Below are 15,376 nucleotides of genomic sequence, written 5' to 3' on the forward strand. Positions count from 1 at the left end.
TTGCTTAAGCGTGAATGATGATATGGGCAGGCGTCACCAAACAAGCTCGCCACGAATAAACGCACCTGCCTGGGGTGAGGCGGGCGCATTAAAAAACTGCTGGGCAGGCGTATGCTCCAGCGCGTGCCCGTTATGCATAAACAGCACGTCATCGGCTAAACGACGCGCTTGGTGCAGGTCGTGGGTCGTCATGATGATGCGGGTACCGTTCTGATGGAATTCATTAACTGCGTCTTCAACCGCTTTGATGGCAGCGGGGTCGAGTGCGGAGGTGGGTTCATCTAAAAACAGTACCGCTGGATTAAGCAGCCAAGCGCGGGCCAAGGTTAGCCGCTGCTGTTCGCCGCCGGAAAGCACCCGGGCAGGGCGCTTGGCGAGCGCTGCCAGGCCAAATTTATCCAGTGCTTGCAGGGCGAGGGTTTTGCGTTGGTGGCGCGGCACTTGGCGCACTGCCAGGGCGTAGGTCAGGTTATCCAGCGCTGAGCGGCGCAGCAGTACCGGGCGCTGAAATACCATTGCCTGTACCGGTGGCTTGACTCCCCAAGTGATGTGGCCGCTGCTAGGGCGTAAGAGGCCGTGGGCTAGGCGCATTAATAGACTTTTGCCTGCGCCGTTAGGGCCCATGATCAACGTGCGCTGACAGCCAGAAAACAATAGCGTAGTGGGGGAGAGCAGCCGGTGACCGCGGTGTTCAAAACTCGCCTGCTCAAGGCGTAGCGTCGGCACGTTGGATGTCACAGCCTGCACGCAAGGCGAGAGCGGCGCGTTCATCCTAGCCGTCTCTTAGCTGTTTCGCTGACTAAATGCGCTACGGCGTTAATCAGCGTTACCAGGGTCAGCAGCACAATACCTAATCCCAGTGCCTGCGCCAGGTTGCCTTTACTGGTCTCCAGCACAATGCTGGTGGTCATCACGCGGGTAACGCCATCAATATTGCCTCCCACTATCATCACCGCACCCACTTCTGCGCTGGCGCGGCCAAAGCCTGCCAGTATCACGGTTAACAGACCAAAGCGCGCATCCCAGAGAAGTGTCGGCATCATGCGCAGTTGGCTAAGCCCCAGTGAGCTGAGTTGTTCGGCGTACTCGCCGTGCAGCGCTTCAACCTGTTGGCGGGTCAGCGCAGCGATAATAGGGAATACCAGGATAACTTGAGCAATCACCATTGCCGTAGGCGTAAACAGTAGCCCGAACTGGCCCAGTGGCCCCGCACGGGAGAGCAGTAGGTAAACGCATAGCCCCGCCACCACAGGGGGCAGTCCCATCAACGCATTGAGCAATACAATCAGCGCATTGCGGCCAGGAAAGCGCCATAATGCCAGCGCCGCGCCTAGCGGCAGCGCCAGTAAGCTTGCGATAATCACCGCAAACAGCGATACCTTAAGCGATAAAAGTACAATCGAAAATAGCCCATGATCCATTCCCAGAATCAGCGTAAGCGCCGTATAAAAAGGGTTGTCACCTGGTGGCATAACATCCTGCATTATTGTGTCTGTTAAAGCGCATAGTGTACCTAAAACTGCTTTAATGCACGGCGGCCTGACGTACATGCACTCACGGTATTAAACGTAGGGCATGGTATTTTAAGTGCTTTTGACAATGCGCTGTACAACGTTTGAACAAATTCCTGCCGCATTCTGCGATTCGATTCTCTGAATGAATCGTCAGTCAAGGCAGGGCAAGGCGTTAGCCTTGCTTGCCTGTATGTCTGTATAAATATATAGTTATCTGATGCTTATTATTCGTTCTGACACCCTCACCCTTCAGGTTACCAGCGCCGATCAACGACAGGCGCTGGCGAATACGCTGGCGCTGTATCGGCGGTTGGTGCGCGATCTGATGACCGTGGCTTATACCCACTGGCCGACGGTGGGGGCCTCGCAGGGCAACCAAGCAGTAAAGATCATTGAGGCGCTGATTCATCCGACCGCCAAGCGCCCGCAGGTACGCTATACTTACTTTGCCAACCGCTACTACAAATTTCCTTCCTATCTTCGCCGCGTGGCCATCATGGATGCAGTGGGCCAAGTTCGCTCCTTCGTCACGCGATTTGACCAGTGGCGATGTGGTCAGCGCAAACATCCACACGCCAAGCCACCTCGCCTAACCTCCAGCACCAAAACCTTTCCAAGCCTTTACGGCAGCCAGTGCGCCAAGATTAATGCCGATGCCACCCATGCCTTCATCAAGGTGCGCTGGCAGAATGATTGGATCTGGATGAGATTTGGGCTAAAAGGCACCTGCCGGTTTCGAGGCAAAGGCAAGGCAAAATCCCCACTGCTGACCACCAACGGACGACAGTGGCAACTATCGTTGCCTGAGCAATTCGAGCCACCGAAGCCAGTGAAAGGTGCTCCTGATCGTGTGCTAGCAGTGGATGTGGGCATTAATACAGCGGCCACCTGGGCGGTCGTCGATACTCAAGGCACTGTCCATGCGCGAGGCTTTATCTCGCGCACGGATAAAGACCGGGAGTATCGACTGATGGCCCGCATTCGCCAGACCGCTAAAAAGCACACCCGCCACGGTAGTCGGTTGCCGCCAGGGTTTTGTCGCCGCGACCACCAACGGTTGAGCCATCTCGCCGATAACCAAGCCCATCAGATCAGTCGGCAACTGGTCAACCTAGCGGTTGATCATCACTGCCAGGCCATTGCAGTCGAAAACCTGAAGGGCTGGCGACCTAAGGCGGGCCAAAAGCGCACGCCGATGAAGGCGCGGTTTCACCGCTGGTTTCATCGTCAGCTTGTGGCACGCATCGGTAGCAAAGCCGTCGAAGTCGGGCTGCGTTGTGTCGCTGTGTATGCCCGTGGTACGTCCCGCCACGCCTTCGACGGCTCTGGGCAGGTAAAGCGCGATAAGAGCAACTACAGCCAGTGCACGTTTCGCTCCGGCAAGCGCTACCACGCCGATCTTAACGCGGCCTATAACATCGCCGCTCGCGGCCATGTTGTTTTTCAGGGCGGTCAGCGTAAGCCGACTGCCCGTGTGAGATCGCAGATGTCGACTCATATACCGCGAACCCCGGTCACGCTCTCCACGCTTTGGCCACAAAGCGCGTGAGAGTGATAAGAATCCGTGATTCTATTCTTGGAATGAATCGCCGGAGGGTTCAAGTGCCTTGTTACCAGTTGCTTGGCTTGTGGCGCTTGACGGTGGTAACGGATGCGCCAAACTGGTTAACAGCTGTTGACCTCTATCTCATCAGGAAAAGGAGAGCATGATGAACCACTTAATGCGCGCTAAACGTAGGGCTAGGTTCGCCAAAGGCGTTTTTCCGCTACCCGGTAAATACTCGCCGTGCCGCTGCCCCGGCTTGTACGCTTAATGGCGTGGTATCACCCATGGGTAAGCTTTGCCAAAAGGCTCACTCACGTTATTGCAAAGCCCATGAAGCGGGACAGCGGGCGCGGTGGGATGGTTGTGCATCCTTATCGTGGTTACGGTTCTCAGCGTGAAATATTTGTTATGGGCCGGGTGTTTCGTCAGGCGGCCCTGGGGCGTGCGATACCTCGCCGAGGAATGCTGCGGGACACAGCCGATGTGGCCCGGCGTATCTTTCGGCGTGGTTTACCTGATGCTCAGGTTGAGATCCATGTGGGCGGCAATCAGCTATGCATGACAACCGATCGCGACGGCTATTTTGACGCTCATTTGCCTATCAGTTCCACCCTGCCGGTGGATGTTTCCTGGCACCGAGCCGATATCTTGGTGCACGCCAAAGGGCAGGCGCCCGTTCGCACCAGCGTTGAGGTTTACGTGCCACCGCCTGAGGCTGACCTGCTTGTCATTAGCGATATCGACGATACGGTTATGTTCACTGGCGTGGCAGAAAAGCTCAAAATGCTTTACCGCTTATTTGTGCGTAAACCTCATCGTCGCACGGCATTTCCTGGGGTTGCTTCTCTCTATCAGGCGCTCTATCGCGGTAAAAGCGAAAAGGCTGAGCGGCCTATTCTGTATGTTTCCAGGGGGCCTTGGGCTATTTATGAAATGCTGGAAACCTTCTTTCAGCTTAACCGCATTCCCGTTGGCCCTATTCTCTTTCTGCGCGAGTGGGGGATATCATTGCGCAAGCCATGGCCGCGGCGAGCGGAAGCCCATAAGCGTGATCTTATCGATCGTATGTTGACGCTCTATAGCGATATGCCGTGTATCTTAATTGGTGATAGCGGCCAGCACGACCCGGAGGTCTATACCGAGGTCGTCAAAGCCTATCCAGGGCGGATTAAAGCGATCTATATTCGGCGGGTAGATAAAGACCCTAAGCGCGAAGCGGCTATTCAACGCTTGCGTGATGAATTGGCTGATACCGCGTGTGAATTGGTGCTCGCGGCAGACAGTATCTTGATTGCTGAGCATGCTTATGCCCAAGGCGATATTTCTGCCAGAGGGCTGCAGGCAGTGCAGCGGGATGTCGAAACACACCGAAACAACCCGGACTGAATGGCAAACCAGCTCTGCCATATGCAGCGCTGCGGCGAACGTGATAAAACTAAATGCCTATAAACGGGTCATTTAGTTAGACCTTTCATCAGGGGTGAATATTATGTTCGCGGCGTTTTCAGGCTCAGTGCTTCTATGTTCATCGTATTAATTGCGTTGGCGCTGGCAGTTTTTGTGCTGCCCAACCTGTGGGCGAAATGGGTGCTAAAGCGCCATACCCGTGGGCGTGACGATTACCCGGGCACCGGGGCGGAGCTAGCCGACCACTTACTACGCAGGCTAGGAGTTGAAGGCGTAAAAGTTGAGCGCACGGAGTATGGCGACCACTATGACCCCGAAGCGCGGTGTGTGCGCCTTTCCCCCGACCACTACGATGGCCGCTCGCTTACCGCCGTCACCGTGGCTGCCCATGAAGTGGGGCATGCCATCCAGCACCATGAAGGCTATACGCCCTTGCTAGCGCGCAGCCGTTTAGTGCAAGTGGCTCAGAAAGCCGAAAAGCTGGGCGCTATTTTAATGATGGCGGCCCCTTTCCTGTTTGTGCTTACCCGGCTGCCAGGCGGGTTAGCCGTGGTGATCGCCATGGCGGTGATTAGCTTTGGTACCGCCGCGCTCGTGCATCTCGTAACGCTACCCGTGGAGTTCGATGCCAGTTTTAACCGCGCACTGCCACTGCTCAAAGAGTACGTCCCCCCCTACGATATGCCCGGTGCTCGCCACGTACTCACCGCTTGCGCGTTTACCTACGTAGCTGCATCACTTGCCAGCGTGATGAACTTGGGCCGCTGGCTGGTGATTTTGAGGCGCTAGGTTATGTTGCAGCGGATAGGCCAAGCTTATTCGCTAATATCACCGCTCGCCGTGGGGCGGGATAGCCTTCAATGGTGCGCGTACGGTCGTTGGGGTCGAGAAAATCCGCCAGTGATTGATAGGTCATCCATTCGGTTGAGCGTTGCTCGTCAAGCGTTGTTACCGCTTCATCCACCACGCGCACGTTGGTAAATCCACACCGTTCTAGCCAGTGGCAAAGCGCTTTTGAAGAGGGCAGGAAATAAACGTTGGGCATTGCGGCGTAGCGCTCGCCGGGCACAAACACCGTTTGTTCATCGCCTTCCACCACCAGCGTTTCTAACACCAGTTCGCCGCCGGGGGCTAGCGCATCTTTCAGCTGCTGTAAGTGCTCAAGAGGTGAAGGGCGGTGGTAGAGTACGCCCATGGAAAATACCGTATCGAAAAAGCCCAGTTTTTCCGGTACGTCTTCTATGCCCACCGGCAGAAACTGCGTACGGCCTTCATCAGCGTTGCCGACAAAGTGGCGCACCGCCTGAAACTGCCAGTAAAAGCGCGGCGAAGGGTCAATGACCAGTACAAAAGCTGCGCCCTCACCGGCCATGCGCCAAGCGTGGTAGCCGCTGCCGCCGCCCACATCCAGTACCTTGCGGTACTTTAAGGGGGCGAGGTGCGGGGCGACGCGTTGCCATTTCCAGTCAGAGCGCCACTCGGTGTCGATATCAATACCACCAAGCCGAAAGGGGCCTTTGCGCCAGGGGGCGAGCTTGCGCAGCAGGTTAAAGCACTGGCGCTGCTGGCTATCAGTCAAGGCCACGTCGACCGTCAGCGTATCGCTGGTCAGATCGACGTGGCGCTCAGCTGGCAGGCTGGGCAGTTTAGCGACTGCTTTTTCCCAGGCCGAAAGGTCGCCGTGGCGCTGGCGGTCTAGCCCATTGGCGAGCTGCTCGGGTAGCTTGGCTAGCCACGGTGTTAACGTGGCGTCTTGCGTTGCCTGGTCTAAAAACGCTTGATAGAGCACGCGATGGTCGTCGGGCAATAGCGGCACGTCACCCCTCCTTAAAGGCGATTAGCGAGGTGAAATTCAGGTACTGGAACCAGGTCATTGAGCGGGGGAAACCCGCCTTGACTAAGCGGCCATGGAGGGCATCTAAGGTGTCAGGGATCAAGACGTTTTCCAGCGCGGTGCGCTTTTGGCTGATTTCCATATCGCTGTAGCCATTGGCTCGTTTGAAGTCGTGGTAGCGCTCCACCCGCCAGGCGTTGTCGCGCTCGTCGGCATCGATGGTTTTTTCCGACAAAATCAGCACGCCGCCGGGTTCTAATGCGTCGTAAAGCCGTGTTAACAGCGCATCACGATCAGCGGGCGGTAGAAACTGCAGCGTAAAGTTGAGAATGATCATGCCCGAAGGCGCATACTCAAGCGTGCGTATGTCGGCTTCTTCCACCTGCATGGCGTGATCAGGGCACTCTTCTTGAAACGTTTGCTTGGCCCTAGCCGCCATGGCAGGTGAAAGGTCGACCCCGGTGTAGCGAAACGCATCGGCAGGCAGCGCGCCCGCCAGCGCCAACCCCGACGCCCCCAATGAGCAGCCCAAGTCGTAGACGTGGGCGCCGTGGCGCAGGTGGCGCTGGGCAATTAAGCTCAACATGCCAAGGATTTGCCCATAGCCGGGCACCGAACGGCGGATCATATCAGGGAAGCACGCGACCACCTGTTCGTCGAAGGAGAACCTTGCCACCTTATCAAGGGGTGTTGAAAAGATAGCGTCGCGGTAAGATGCATCACTCATGGGCTAGCCAGGTTTGTTAATGAGGCTGCGTAGTTTACGCGGCCTTGGTTAACCAGAACAGACCTGCCCATCACAGATTCCTGCCACATGGAATGACGCCACAGGAGAGGGCACATGGCATCAGCAACACGCGCAACCCCAGATACGCTACCCGCATGGCAAACGCTTACGCAGCATGCTCAGTCGCTGCAACGCGTTCATTTGAGAAATCTATTTGGCGACGATGCCAGCCGCTGGACTAACTTTACGCGTCAAGTGGCGGGGCTCACCCTGGACCTTTCCAAGCAGCGCTGGGACGACGACACCCTAGAACACCTGTTAGCACTTGCCCATGAAGCAGGCGTGCCAGGGGCGATTGATGCCCTGTTGAGCGGTAAGCGGGTAAATGTAAGCGAAAATCGTCCAGCGCTGCACACCGCTCTTCGGCTACCTGCCGATGCCGTGCTTAATGTGGAAGGCCACAACGTGGTCAGCGACGTGCATGAGAGTCTTGCCCAGATGGAGCGCCTAGTGCAGCGGCTGCACGCGGGGCAGTGGCGGGGGGCGACCGGCAAACCGATCCGGCATGTGGTGAACCTGGGGGTGGGCGGCTCGGACTTAGGGCCGCTGATGGTCACCCACGCCCTGGCGGACTATCGACCGAAGGATATTCACCCGGTAGAGGTACATTTTGCCTCCACTATGGATGGCTCCCAACTGGCGGATTATTTAAGCCGCTTTAATCCGGAAACGACTATTTTTGTGCTCTCGTCAAAGTCGTTCACCACCATCGATACGCTTTCTAATGCCAACACAGCCCGCGACTGGCTGCTAGGGCGGCTTTCCAAGCATAGCGATGTGTTGGATGGCGGCCAGCAACCCCGTACCCATGCCAATCCCGTCAGCGCGGAGCTGGTCATTCGCCAGCACTTCATAGGGGTTTCCGCTAGCCCCGATAAAATGAGCGAGTGGGGAATTGCGTCAGATCATCAGCTGATGTTCTGGGAATGGGTAGGAGGGCGCTACTCGCTATGGGGCACCATTGGCTTGCCTATTGCGCTGGTAGTTGGCATGGAGAACTTCCGCGAACTGCTGGCGGGTGCCCATGCGATGGATACTCATTTCCGCAATGCGCCGATGGAAGACAATCTGCCGGTGCTGTTGGGCTTGGCAGGTATTTGGAATGTCAATTTTCTAGATATTCGCGCCCATTCGATTCTGCCTTACGATGGACGGTTGGAGTACTTTGCTGCCTATCTTGAACAGCTGGAGATGGAATCCAACGGCAAGTCAGTCACCAGTCAGGGTAAGGCGGTGAACTACTCAACCTGCCCGGTACTATGGGGGCAGCTTGGCCCCAACGCGCAGCACGCGTTTTATCAGTTGCTTCATCAAGGCACTCAGCCGGTGGTGTGTGATTTTATTGCCCCGTTGAAACGCTACGATGAGGTAGAAGACCCGGATACCCGCCGCCACTTGAAAGCCCAGCACCGGTTGGCGCTGGCGAACTGCTTCGCCCAGTCCCGGGTACTCATGCTAGGAGATGACGCCTTGGAAGATGATGGCCCCCGCCCAGAGCACAAGCGCTACCGAGGCAATCAGCCCTCTTCTACCGTGCTGTTGGATAAACTAACGCCAGCGACCCTGGGTGCGCTGATTGCCCTGTACGAGCACAAAGTATTTGTGCAGGCGGTGATATGGGACATCAATCCATTTGATCAATGGGGCGTAGAACTCGGCAAGCAAATTGCCACTGATACCCAGGCAATCATCGATGGTGAGGGTGATATATCCCGCATGGATGCCTCTAGCCGTGGGCTAATCGAGGCGTTTTGGGCAGCGGAGCAGGAGTCAGCGAGCAAGTAATGGCGCTCCGCAACCTCTGACGAGGGGGATGCCCTCTATCACATTGCTTGCGATAAGCATGGCTAGATATACAGCTTTTTGCTTTTCCGCTATCCTGTGCCCATTTGTCAGCCGCGCTTGTCACTAGCTGTGCGGCTGGCACGTCTACTTTTCTCAGGAACCGTTATTTTTCAGGAACTGACGCTACATGACCCAGTTTGATGCCTCCCAGTACGGCGCGAGCTCTATTGAAGTCCTGTCCGGGCTCGAACCGGTGCGTAAGCGTCCCGGTATGTACACCGATACATCGCGGCCCAACCACCTCGCTCAAGAGGTGATCGACAACAGTGTCGATGAGGCGCTCGCCGGTCACGCCACGGCGATTAGCGTGGTGCTGCATAGCGATGGCGCTATTGAGGTTCAGGACAATGGTCGCGGCATGCCCATCGACCTGCACCCCGAGCACGGCGTGTCGGGCGTTGAGCTGATCTTCACCAAGCTGCACTCGGGCGGCAAGTTCTCCTCCACCAGCTACCGCTTTTCAGGGGGCTTGCACGGGGTAGGGGTGTCGGTGGTTAATGCTCTGTCGCGCAGGCTAGACGTTGAAGTTACGCGTAACGGCACGCGTCACGCCATGGCGTTTGAGTTTGGTGAAAAAGTCGAAGAGCTGCATGAAATTGGTAAAGCTGCCAAGAAGGCGACCGGTACGTTGGTGCGTTTCTGGCCCGATGAAAGCTACTTCGATAACCCGAAGCTTGCACTCTCCAAGCTAAAACACCTGTTGCGCGCCAAAGCCGTGCTGTGCCCTGGGCTGTCCGTCACGCTGGTAGAACCCGACGGAACCAAAACCGAGTGGGCCTATGCAGATGGCCTGCGCGACTACCTAGCCGAAGCCACCGACGGCTACGAGGTATTGCCCAAAGAGCCCTTCATTGGTCACTTTATTGATGATGAGCACGGCGTGGATTGGGCAATTCAGTGGCTACCCGAAGGCGGTGAGGCGCTGCTGGAGAGCTACGTTAACCTGATCCCGACTCCCCAAGGCGGCACCCATGTCAATGGGTTTCGCTCTGGCCTGTTAGACGCGCTGCGGGAGTTTTGTGAATACCGTAGCCTGTTGCCTCGGGGCATTAAACTTACCGCCGAAGACCTGTGGGAGCGTGCCTCTTTCGTGCTCTCGGTGAAAATGCTCGACCCCCAGTTTGCTGGGCAGACCAAAGAGCGCCTCTCATCTCGTACCATTGCAGGCTTTGTTTCTGGCGTAGTGAAAGACGCCTTCTCACTATGGCTTAATCATCATGTTGAGCAGGCTGAACAGCTGGCTGAAATGGTGATCAGCGCCGCACAGCAGCGTCAGAAAAAGTCCAAAAAGGTCGCCCGTAAAAAGGTTACTTCTGGCCCTGCGCTGCCTGGCAAACTCGCCGACTGCTCCGGCCAAGACCCCGCCCAAAGCGAGCTTTTTTTAGTTGAGGGTGACTCCGCTGGCGGTAGCGCTAAGCAGGCGCGTAATCGCGAAACCCAAGCGATTCTCCCACTGCGCGGCAAAATTCTGAATACCTGGGAAGTGGAGACCCACGATATTTACGGCTCTCAGGAGGTGCACGATATCGCCGTGGCGATCGGTGCCGACCCAGGCAGTGCGGATCTGGAGAAGTTGCGCTATCACAAAGTGTGCATTCTCGCGGATGCCGACTCCGACGGTCTGCACATTGCAACGCTGTTATGCGCGCTCTTTGTTCGCCACTTCCCGAGTCTAGTTGATGCAGGCCACGTTTATGTAGCGATGCCACCGCTTTACCGCATCGATTTAGGTAAAGAAGTTCACTACGCCCTGGATGAGAGCGAAAAAGCCGCCATTCTCAAACAGCTGGCCAACAAGCGTGGAACGCCCAATGTTCAGCGCTTTAAAGGCTTGGGTGAAATGAGCCCGCTGCAGTTACGTGAAACCACCATGGCCGTGGAAACCCGCCGTTTAGTTCAGCTCACCCTAGAAGAGGGCGACGGCACCATGGAAATGATGGATATGCTGCTGGCCAAAAAGCGCGCCAGCGACCGCAAAAAATGGCTGGAAGATTACGGCAACCTCGCAGACATTGAGGTATAGCTCTGTCTTTGTGGTTTTGTAAAGCAACGTTAAGGCTTTGGGGTATTAAGCCGATAATAGAATAAGAGAAACTGTCACAAATACGCCTAATTACAATATCACTCTAAAAGGGGAACGACATTGTTTAAAACTATCTCTAGGCAGCTAACGTTGGCTGCATTTGCACTTATGCTATTAATGGCGGCAAGTATCTACGCCGTAATGGCATGGCGAGGGCAGCCTCTGGTGATTGAGTCCAGCCAGTCGCTGGTAGATCGAACGGGGGGCTCAATTGTTAACGCCCTGAATGCACAGCTTGCCAGGGTTGAAGGCAATACATCGAGCCTTGCCGCGTTGGCTGAATCACTTCCTCGCGAAGAAGACCTTTATCTGCAAGCCTTCCCTAGGGTGGTGGATGACAATGGTAATGCTGCCATTGCCGGAGGTGGTATTTGGCCCGAACCAAATGCCTTTGAAGCGGGAACTGAGCGTTACAGTTTCTTTTGGGCGCGAGATGCCGAAGGTGGCCTTGAGTTTTTGGATGACTACAACGCCCCCGGTGCTGCTCCTTATCAGGATGAAGAGTGGTACAGCAGTGCTCGTGGTGCTGAGCCAGGGCAGTGTGTTTGGTCAACGGCTTACCGTGACCCTGCGACTGGGGTAGCCATGGTGACCTGTAGCGTTCCTTACTATCTTGATAACGCTTTTGCTGGCGTGGCCACGATTGATATGCAGCTTGACGGCGTCGCTGATTTTTTAACCGAGAACGGCGGCGCTACCGGCGGCTATGCGTTTGTGCTGGATAGTGCTGGCAATGTGATTCACTTCCCCGGGGCCAACCTGGCCACGGCGGATATGCAAGGGTTAGCTAACCTGGTGGGTGAGATGCCTTGGTTGCAACCGGTCATTGATGGCATCAATGTAGGGCGTGAAGAAATTGAAGTGAAGACCGCGGGTGTATTGGATGAGCCTGCTTCGGTGCGCTTATTTAACATGCAAGATACCGGTTGGACGCTTGGGTTAATGACACCCCAAGATGAGATCACAGCGCTTGCCCAAACGCTGACGCGGGATTTGTTAGTTGTGATTCTTCCGCTATTAGCACTGTTGCTGACATTTGGCTGGTTGGGCGGACGAATTCTGTTAAGGCAAATTCGCAGTACTACCTTGCAAATTGATCAGCTGGGACAGAGCGGCTCTAGCCGTGAGCTGACCATTTATCGGGATGATGAAATCGGTGAGTTGCGCAGCGCAGTCAACCGCTATTCAGATAAATTGCAGCACTTGTTTGGCGAAGTGCGCGGCGTCGCGGATGCCATCGCCAGCGAATCAACTGAAATAGCCTCGGGCAATACCGAGCTCTCCAGTCGGACTGAGCAGCAGGCAGCTTCACTGCAGGAGACATCCTCTACCATGGAAGAAATGGCTGCGACGGTGAAGCGGAATGCCGATAATGCCCAGGAAGCGGATCAGCGCGTAAAAGAGTCAGCGGAAAAAGTGAAGCAGGGCGGCGAGCAGGTCTCGCGGCTAGCGCAATCCATGGTGGCCATTAACGAAAGCTCTGGAGAAGTCTCCACCATTGTGAATGTAATTGAAAATATCGCTTTCCAAACCAATATATTAGCGTTGAATGCTTCTGTAGAGGCAGCGCGCGCAGGCGAGCATGGGCGTGGGTTTGCCGTGGTGGCAAGCGAAGTGCGCGAGCTGGCTTCTAGAAGTGCCGCGTCCGCAAGAAATATTAACGGATTAATTATGAAAACCTCTGAGCAGATTGAGACAGGTAGTAGCTATGCTCGTGAAGCCGAGGCGGCGATGAAAGAGATCATCCTTTCCATTGAAGAAGTCACTGCACGCATTAGTGAAATCAGCCAAGCCTCTAATGAGCAGACTAATGGTATTGACGAAATCAATCGTGCGGTAACTCAAATGGATACGGTTACCCAGCAGAATGCTGGCTTGGTGAGCCAAGCGGCAGGTGCTGCTAATGAGCTGTCGCTTCAAGCCCAGCGCTTAAAAGGGCTGCTCGACGAGTTCCACGGTAGCTCTCAAGAAGCAACACCAATGGCTACGTTGTCTAACGAGTCAAACGAAAGGTATCAACTAACCTAGCGTGCCATGTCAAGTGGCTACGTGCCCGCTTATCAGCCGCCCCGCAAGGGGCGGTTTTGTTGTCAAGGTAGGATATGATCGACATGGATATTCAAGTAGCGGAGGGTGATGTCGAACGACTCTCCCTGCGCGACTACACCGAAAAAGCGTACCTCGACTACTCGATGTACGTCATTTTAGATCGGGCCCTGCCCAACATTGGCGATGGCATGAAGCCTGTGCAGCGGCGAATTATTTATGCCATGCGCGAGCTAGCGCTGCACGCCAATGCCAAGTACAAAAAATCGGCGCGTACTGTCGGTGACGTGCTGGGTAAATTTCACCCCCACGGCGACAGCGCTTGTTACGAAGCCATGGTGCTGATGGCGCAGTCGTTTAGCTACCGCTATCCACTTGTAGATGGCCAGGGTAACTGGGGTAGCCCGGATGATCCCAAGTCGTTTGCCGCCATGCGCTACACCGAGGCCAAACTTTCCAAGTTTGCTGAAGTACTCCTCAGCGAACTTGGTCAGGGCACCGTGGAGTGGACGCCTAACTTCGACGGCACCATGCAAGAGCCTGTTGTGTTGCCGGCCCGATTACCCCATGTGTTATTGAATGGTGGCACCGGCATCGCGGTGGGTATGGCGACGGATATACCGCCCCATAACGTGACGGAAGTTGTCGAAGCGACCTGCCATCTGCTGCGCAACCCCAACGCCACGACTGCTGATTTAATGGCGTTCGTCCCTGCGCCGGATTTCCCAACGGATGCAGAAATCATCACCCCGCCTGCGGACTTAAGAAAGCTCTACGAATCCGGGCGAGGCTCCGTCAAGCTGCGTGCGCGCTATATTCGTGAAGACGCCAACATTGTTATCACGGCGGTGCCGTATCAAGTGAGCGGTGCCAAGGTGTTAGAGCAAATCGCCGCGCAAATGCAGGCTAAAAAGCTGCCCATGGTGGCTGATCTGCGCGATGAGTCGACCCACGAAGAGCCCACTCGCTTAGTGATTGAACCGCGCTCTAGTCGCGTTGATGTTGAATCGCTAATGGCGCACCTGTTTGCCACCACGGATTTAGAAAAGAACGTGCGGGTGAACATGAACGTCATCGGCCTGGATGGCCGCCCACGGGTCATGCCGCTGCCTGAGATGCTGGGTGAGTGGTTACAGTTTCGCCGCAGCACAGTGCGTCGCCGGTTAGAGCACCGCCTGGGCAAGGTCGAAGATCGGCTGCATATTCTGGAAGGTCTGCTGATCGCTTATCTAGACCTTGACGAAGTGATCCGTATTATTCGCGAGGAGGACGACCCGAAAGCCTCGCTGATGGCTGCTTTTAGTCTCTCCGAGCGTCAGGCTGAAGCCATTTTAGAGCTGCGCCTGCGTCACCTTGCCAAGCTCGAAGAGATGAAAATTCGCGGCGAGCAGGATGAGTTAGAGAAAGAGCGAAAGTATCTACAGGGCCTACTGGGCAGCGAAGCCAAACTCACTACGTTAATCGAGAAAGAGATTCGTGCGGCGGGCAAAGAGCACGGCGACGACCGTCGTTCACCGCTAGTGGAGCGTGCTGAGTCCAAGGCACTCTCTGAAGTTGAACTCATGGGTGCCGACCCGATTACCGTTGTGCTCTCGGACAAAGGCTGGATTCGCGCAGCGAAAGGCCACGATATCGACCCCGAGGGGCTCTCCTACAAAGCAGGGGATAGCTTCCACCTGGCGGCCCGTGGCAAAACTAACCAGCCACTGGTGCTGCTGGATGACACCGGGCGTGCTTATACGCTGTCGGCGCATAACCTGCCCAGCGCAAGGGGCCAGGGCGAGCCGGTGACAGGCCGTGCCAATGTGGCGGCTGGGGCGAAAATGGCCGGGCTGATGTTCGCACCGCCCGAGCAGCGCTTTGTGCTTGCCACCGATGGTGGCTATGGGTTTGTGGCACGGCTTGATACGCTCACGGGTAAAAATAAAGCCGGTAAAGCGGTGCTCAGCCTCCCCAAGGGGTGCGGCGTAATGGCACCAATAGAAGTGCCTGCTGGCAACGAGCTGTGGGTTGCCTCCGTTTCTAACGAAGGTAGGTTGCTGCTGTTCCCACTGGATCAATTGCCCGAGATGTCTAAAGGCAAGGGTAATAAAATGCTCGATATTCCTGGCCCCCGAGCCGCGCGGCGCGAGGAGTTTGTACGCGATATTGCCGTTGTGGCGGATGATAAAGAGCTGATTATCCATGCGGGTAAGCGCAAGCTGACGCTAAAAGCCGACGATCTCGCGTATTATCGCGGTGAGCGGGGTAGGCGAGGCAGCAAGCTGCCGCGGGGTTTCCAAAAAGTAGACCGTTTAGAAGCAGGGGAGTAATA

General features: G+C 55.9%; 11 protein-coding genes. 7 read left to right on the plus strand and 4 right to left on the minus strand.

Annotated elements, in window-relative coordinates; all coding sequences use genetic code 11:
* Positions 1–33: 33 nt before the first annotated feature.
* Positions 34–771, minus strand: coding sequence for an ATP-binding cassette domain-containing protein (locus MOY_RS11575; RefSeq protein ID WP_009099891.1), 738 nt, complete (start codon positions 769–771; stop codon positions 34–36).
* Positions 768–1,472, minus strand: a complete 705-nt coding sequence (locus tag MOY_RS11580) for an ABC transporter permease (protein ID WP_035540634.1) — start codon at positions 1,470–1,472, stop codon at positions 768–770. The genes MOY_RS11575 and MOY_RS11580 overlap by 4 nt, the downstream gene beginning before the upstream one ends.
* A 259-nt stretch (positions 1,473–1,731) precedes the next feature.
* Here MOY_RS11580 and MOY_RS11585 point away from each other — a divergent pair, with 259 nt between their 5' ends.
* From MOY_RS11585 to MOY_RS11595, 3 genes are all read left to right on the plus strand, one after another.
* On the plus strand, positions 1,732–3,063 hold the full coding sequence (locus MOY_RS11585) for an IS200/IS605 family accessory protein TnpB-related protein (protein WP_009099893.1): 1,332 nt from the start codon (positions 1,732–1,734) through the stop codon (positions 3,061–3,063).
* A 327-nt stretch (positions 3,064–3,390) separates the two neighbouring features.
* Positions 3,391–4,446, plus strand: a complete 1,056-nt coding sequence (locus MOY_RS11590) for an App1 family protein (RefSeq protein ID WP_235803698.1) — start codon at positions 3,391–3,393, stop codon at positions 4,444–4,446.
* Positions 4,447–4,581: 135 nt separating this feature from the next.
* Positions 4,582–5,256: a zinc metallopeptidase gene (locus MOY_RS11595; RefSeq protein WP_009099896.1), complete on the plus strand. Its 675-nt coding sequence runs from the start codon at positions 4,582–4,584 to the stop codon at positions 5,254–5,256.
* 1 nt (position 5,257) lies between these two features.
* Here the strand turns inward: MOY_RS11595 and cmoB are convergent, their stop codons facing one another.
* Positions 5,258–6,283, minus strand: a complete 1,026-nt coding sequence (cmoB, locus tag MOY_RS11600) for a tRNA 5-methoxyuridine(34)/uridine 5-oxyacetic acid(34) synthase CmoB (RefSeq protein WP_009099897.1) — start codon at positions 6,281–6,283, stop codon at positions 5,258–5,260.
* 1 nt (position 6,284) lies between these two features.
* Positions 6,285–7,028, minus strand: coding sequence for a carboxy-S-adenosyl-L-methionine synthase CmoA (gene cmoA, locus MOY_RS11605; RefSeq protein ID WP_035540635.1), 744 nt, complete (start codon positions 7,026–7,028; stop codon positions 6,285–6,287).
* A gap of 114 nt (positions 7,029–7,142) precedes the next feature.
* Between cmoA and pgi the strand changes: the two genes are divergently transcribed.
* The 4 genes from pgi (at position 7,143) to parC (ending at position 15,374) form a co-directional block, all read left to right on the plus strand.
* Positions 7,143–8,873: a glucose-6-phosphate isomerase gene (pgi, locus tag MOY_RS11610; RefSeq protein WP_009099900.1), complete on the plus strand. Its 1,731-nt coding sequence runs from the start codon at positions 7,143–7,145 to the stop codon at positions 8,871–8,873.
* A 187-nt stretch (positions 8,874–9,060) separates the two neighbouring features.
* Positions 9,061–10,956 (plus strand): DNA topoisomerase IV subunit B, encoded by a 1,896-nt coding sequence (gene parE, locus MOY_RS11615; RefSeq protein WP_009099902.1) that lies wholly within the window; start codon positions 9,061–9,063, stop codon positions 10,954–10,956.
* A gap of 168 nt (positions 10,957–11,124) precedes the next feature.
* Positions 11,125–13,044, plus strand: a complete 1,920-nt coding sequence (locus tag MOY_RS11620; RefSeq protein ID WP_050949572.1) for a methyl-accepting chemotaxis protein — start codon at positions 11,125–11,127, stop codon at positions 13,042–13,044.
* A 74-nt stretch (positions 13,045–13,118) separates the two neighbouring features.
* A complete protein-coding gene (gene parC, locus MOY_RS11625) occupies positions 13,119–15,374 on the plus strand; it encodes a DNA topoisomerase IV subunit A (protein WP_235803700.1) in 2,256 nt (751 codons plus the stop codon).
* The last annotated feature ends 2 nt before the right edge of the window (positions 15,375–15,376 follow it).

The organism is Halomonas sp. GFAJ-1 (assembly GCF_000236625.2).
Classification (GTDB): domain Bacteria; phylum Pseudomonadota; class Gammaproteobacteria; order Pseudomonadales; family Halomonadaceae; genus Vreelandella.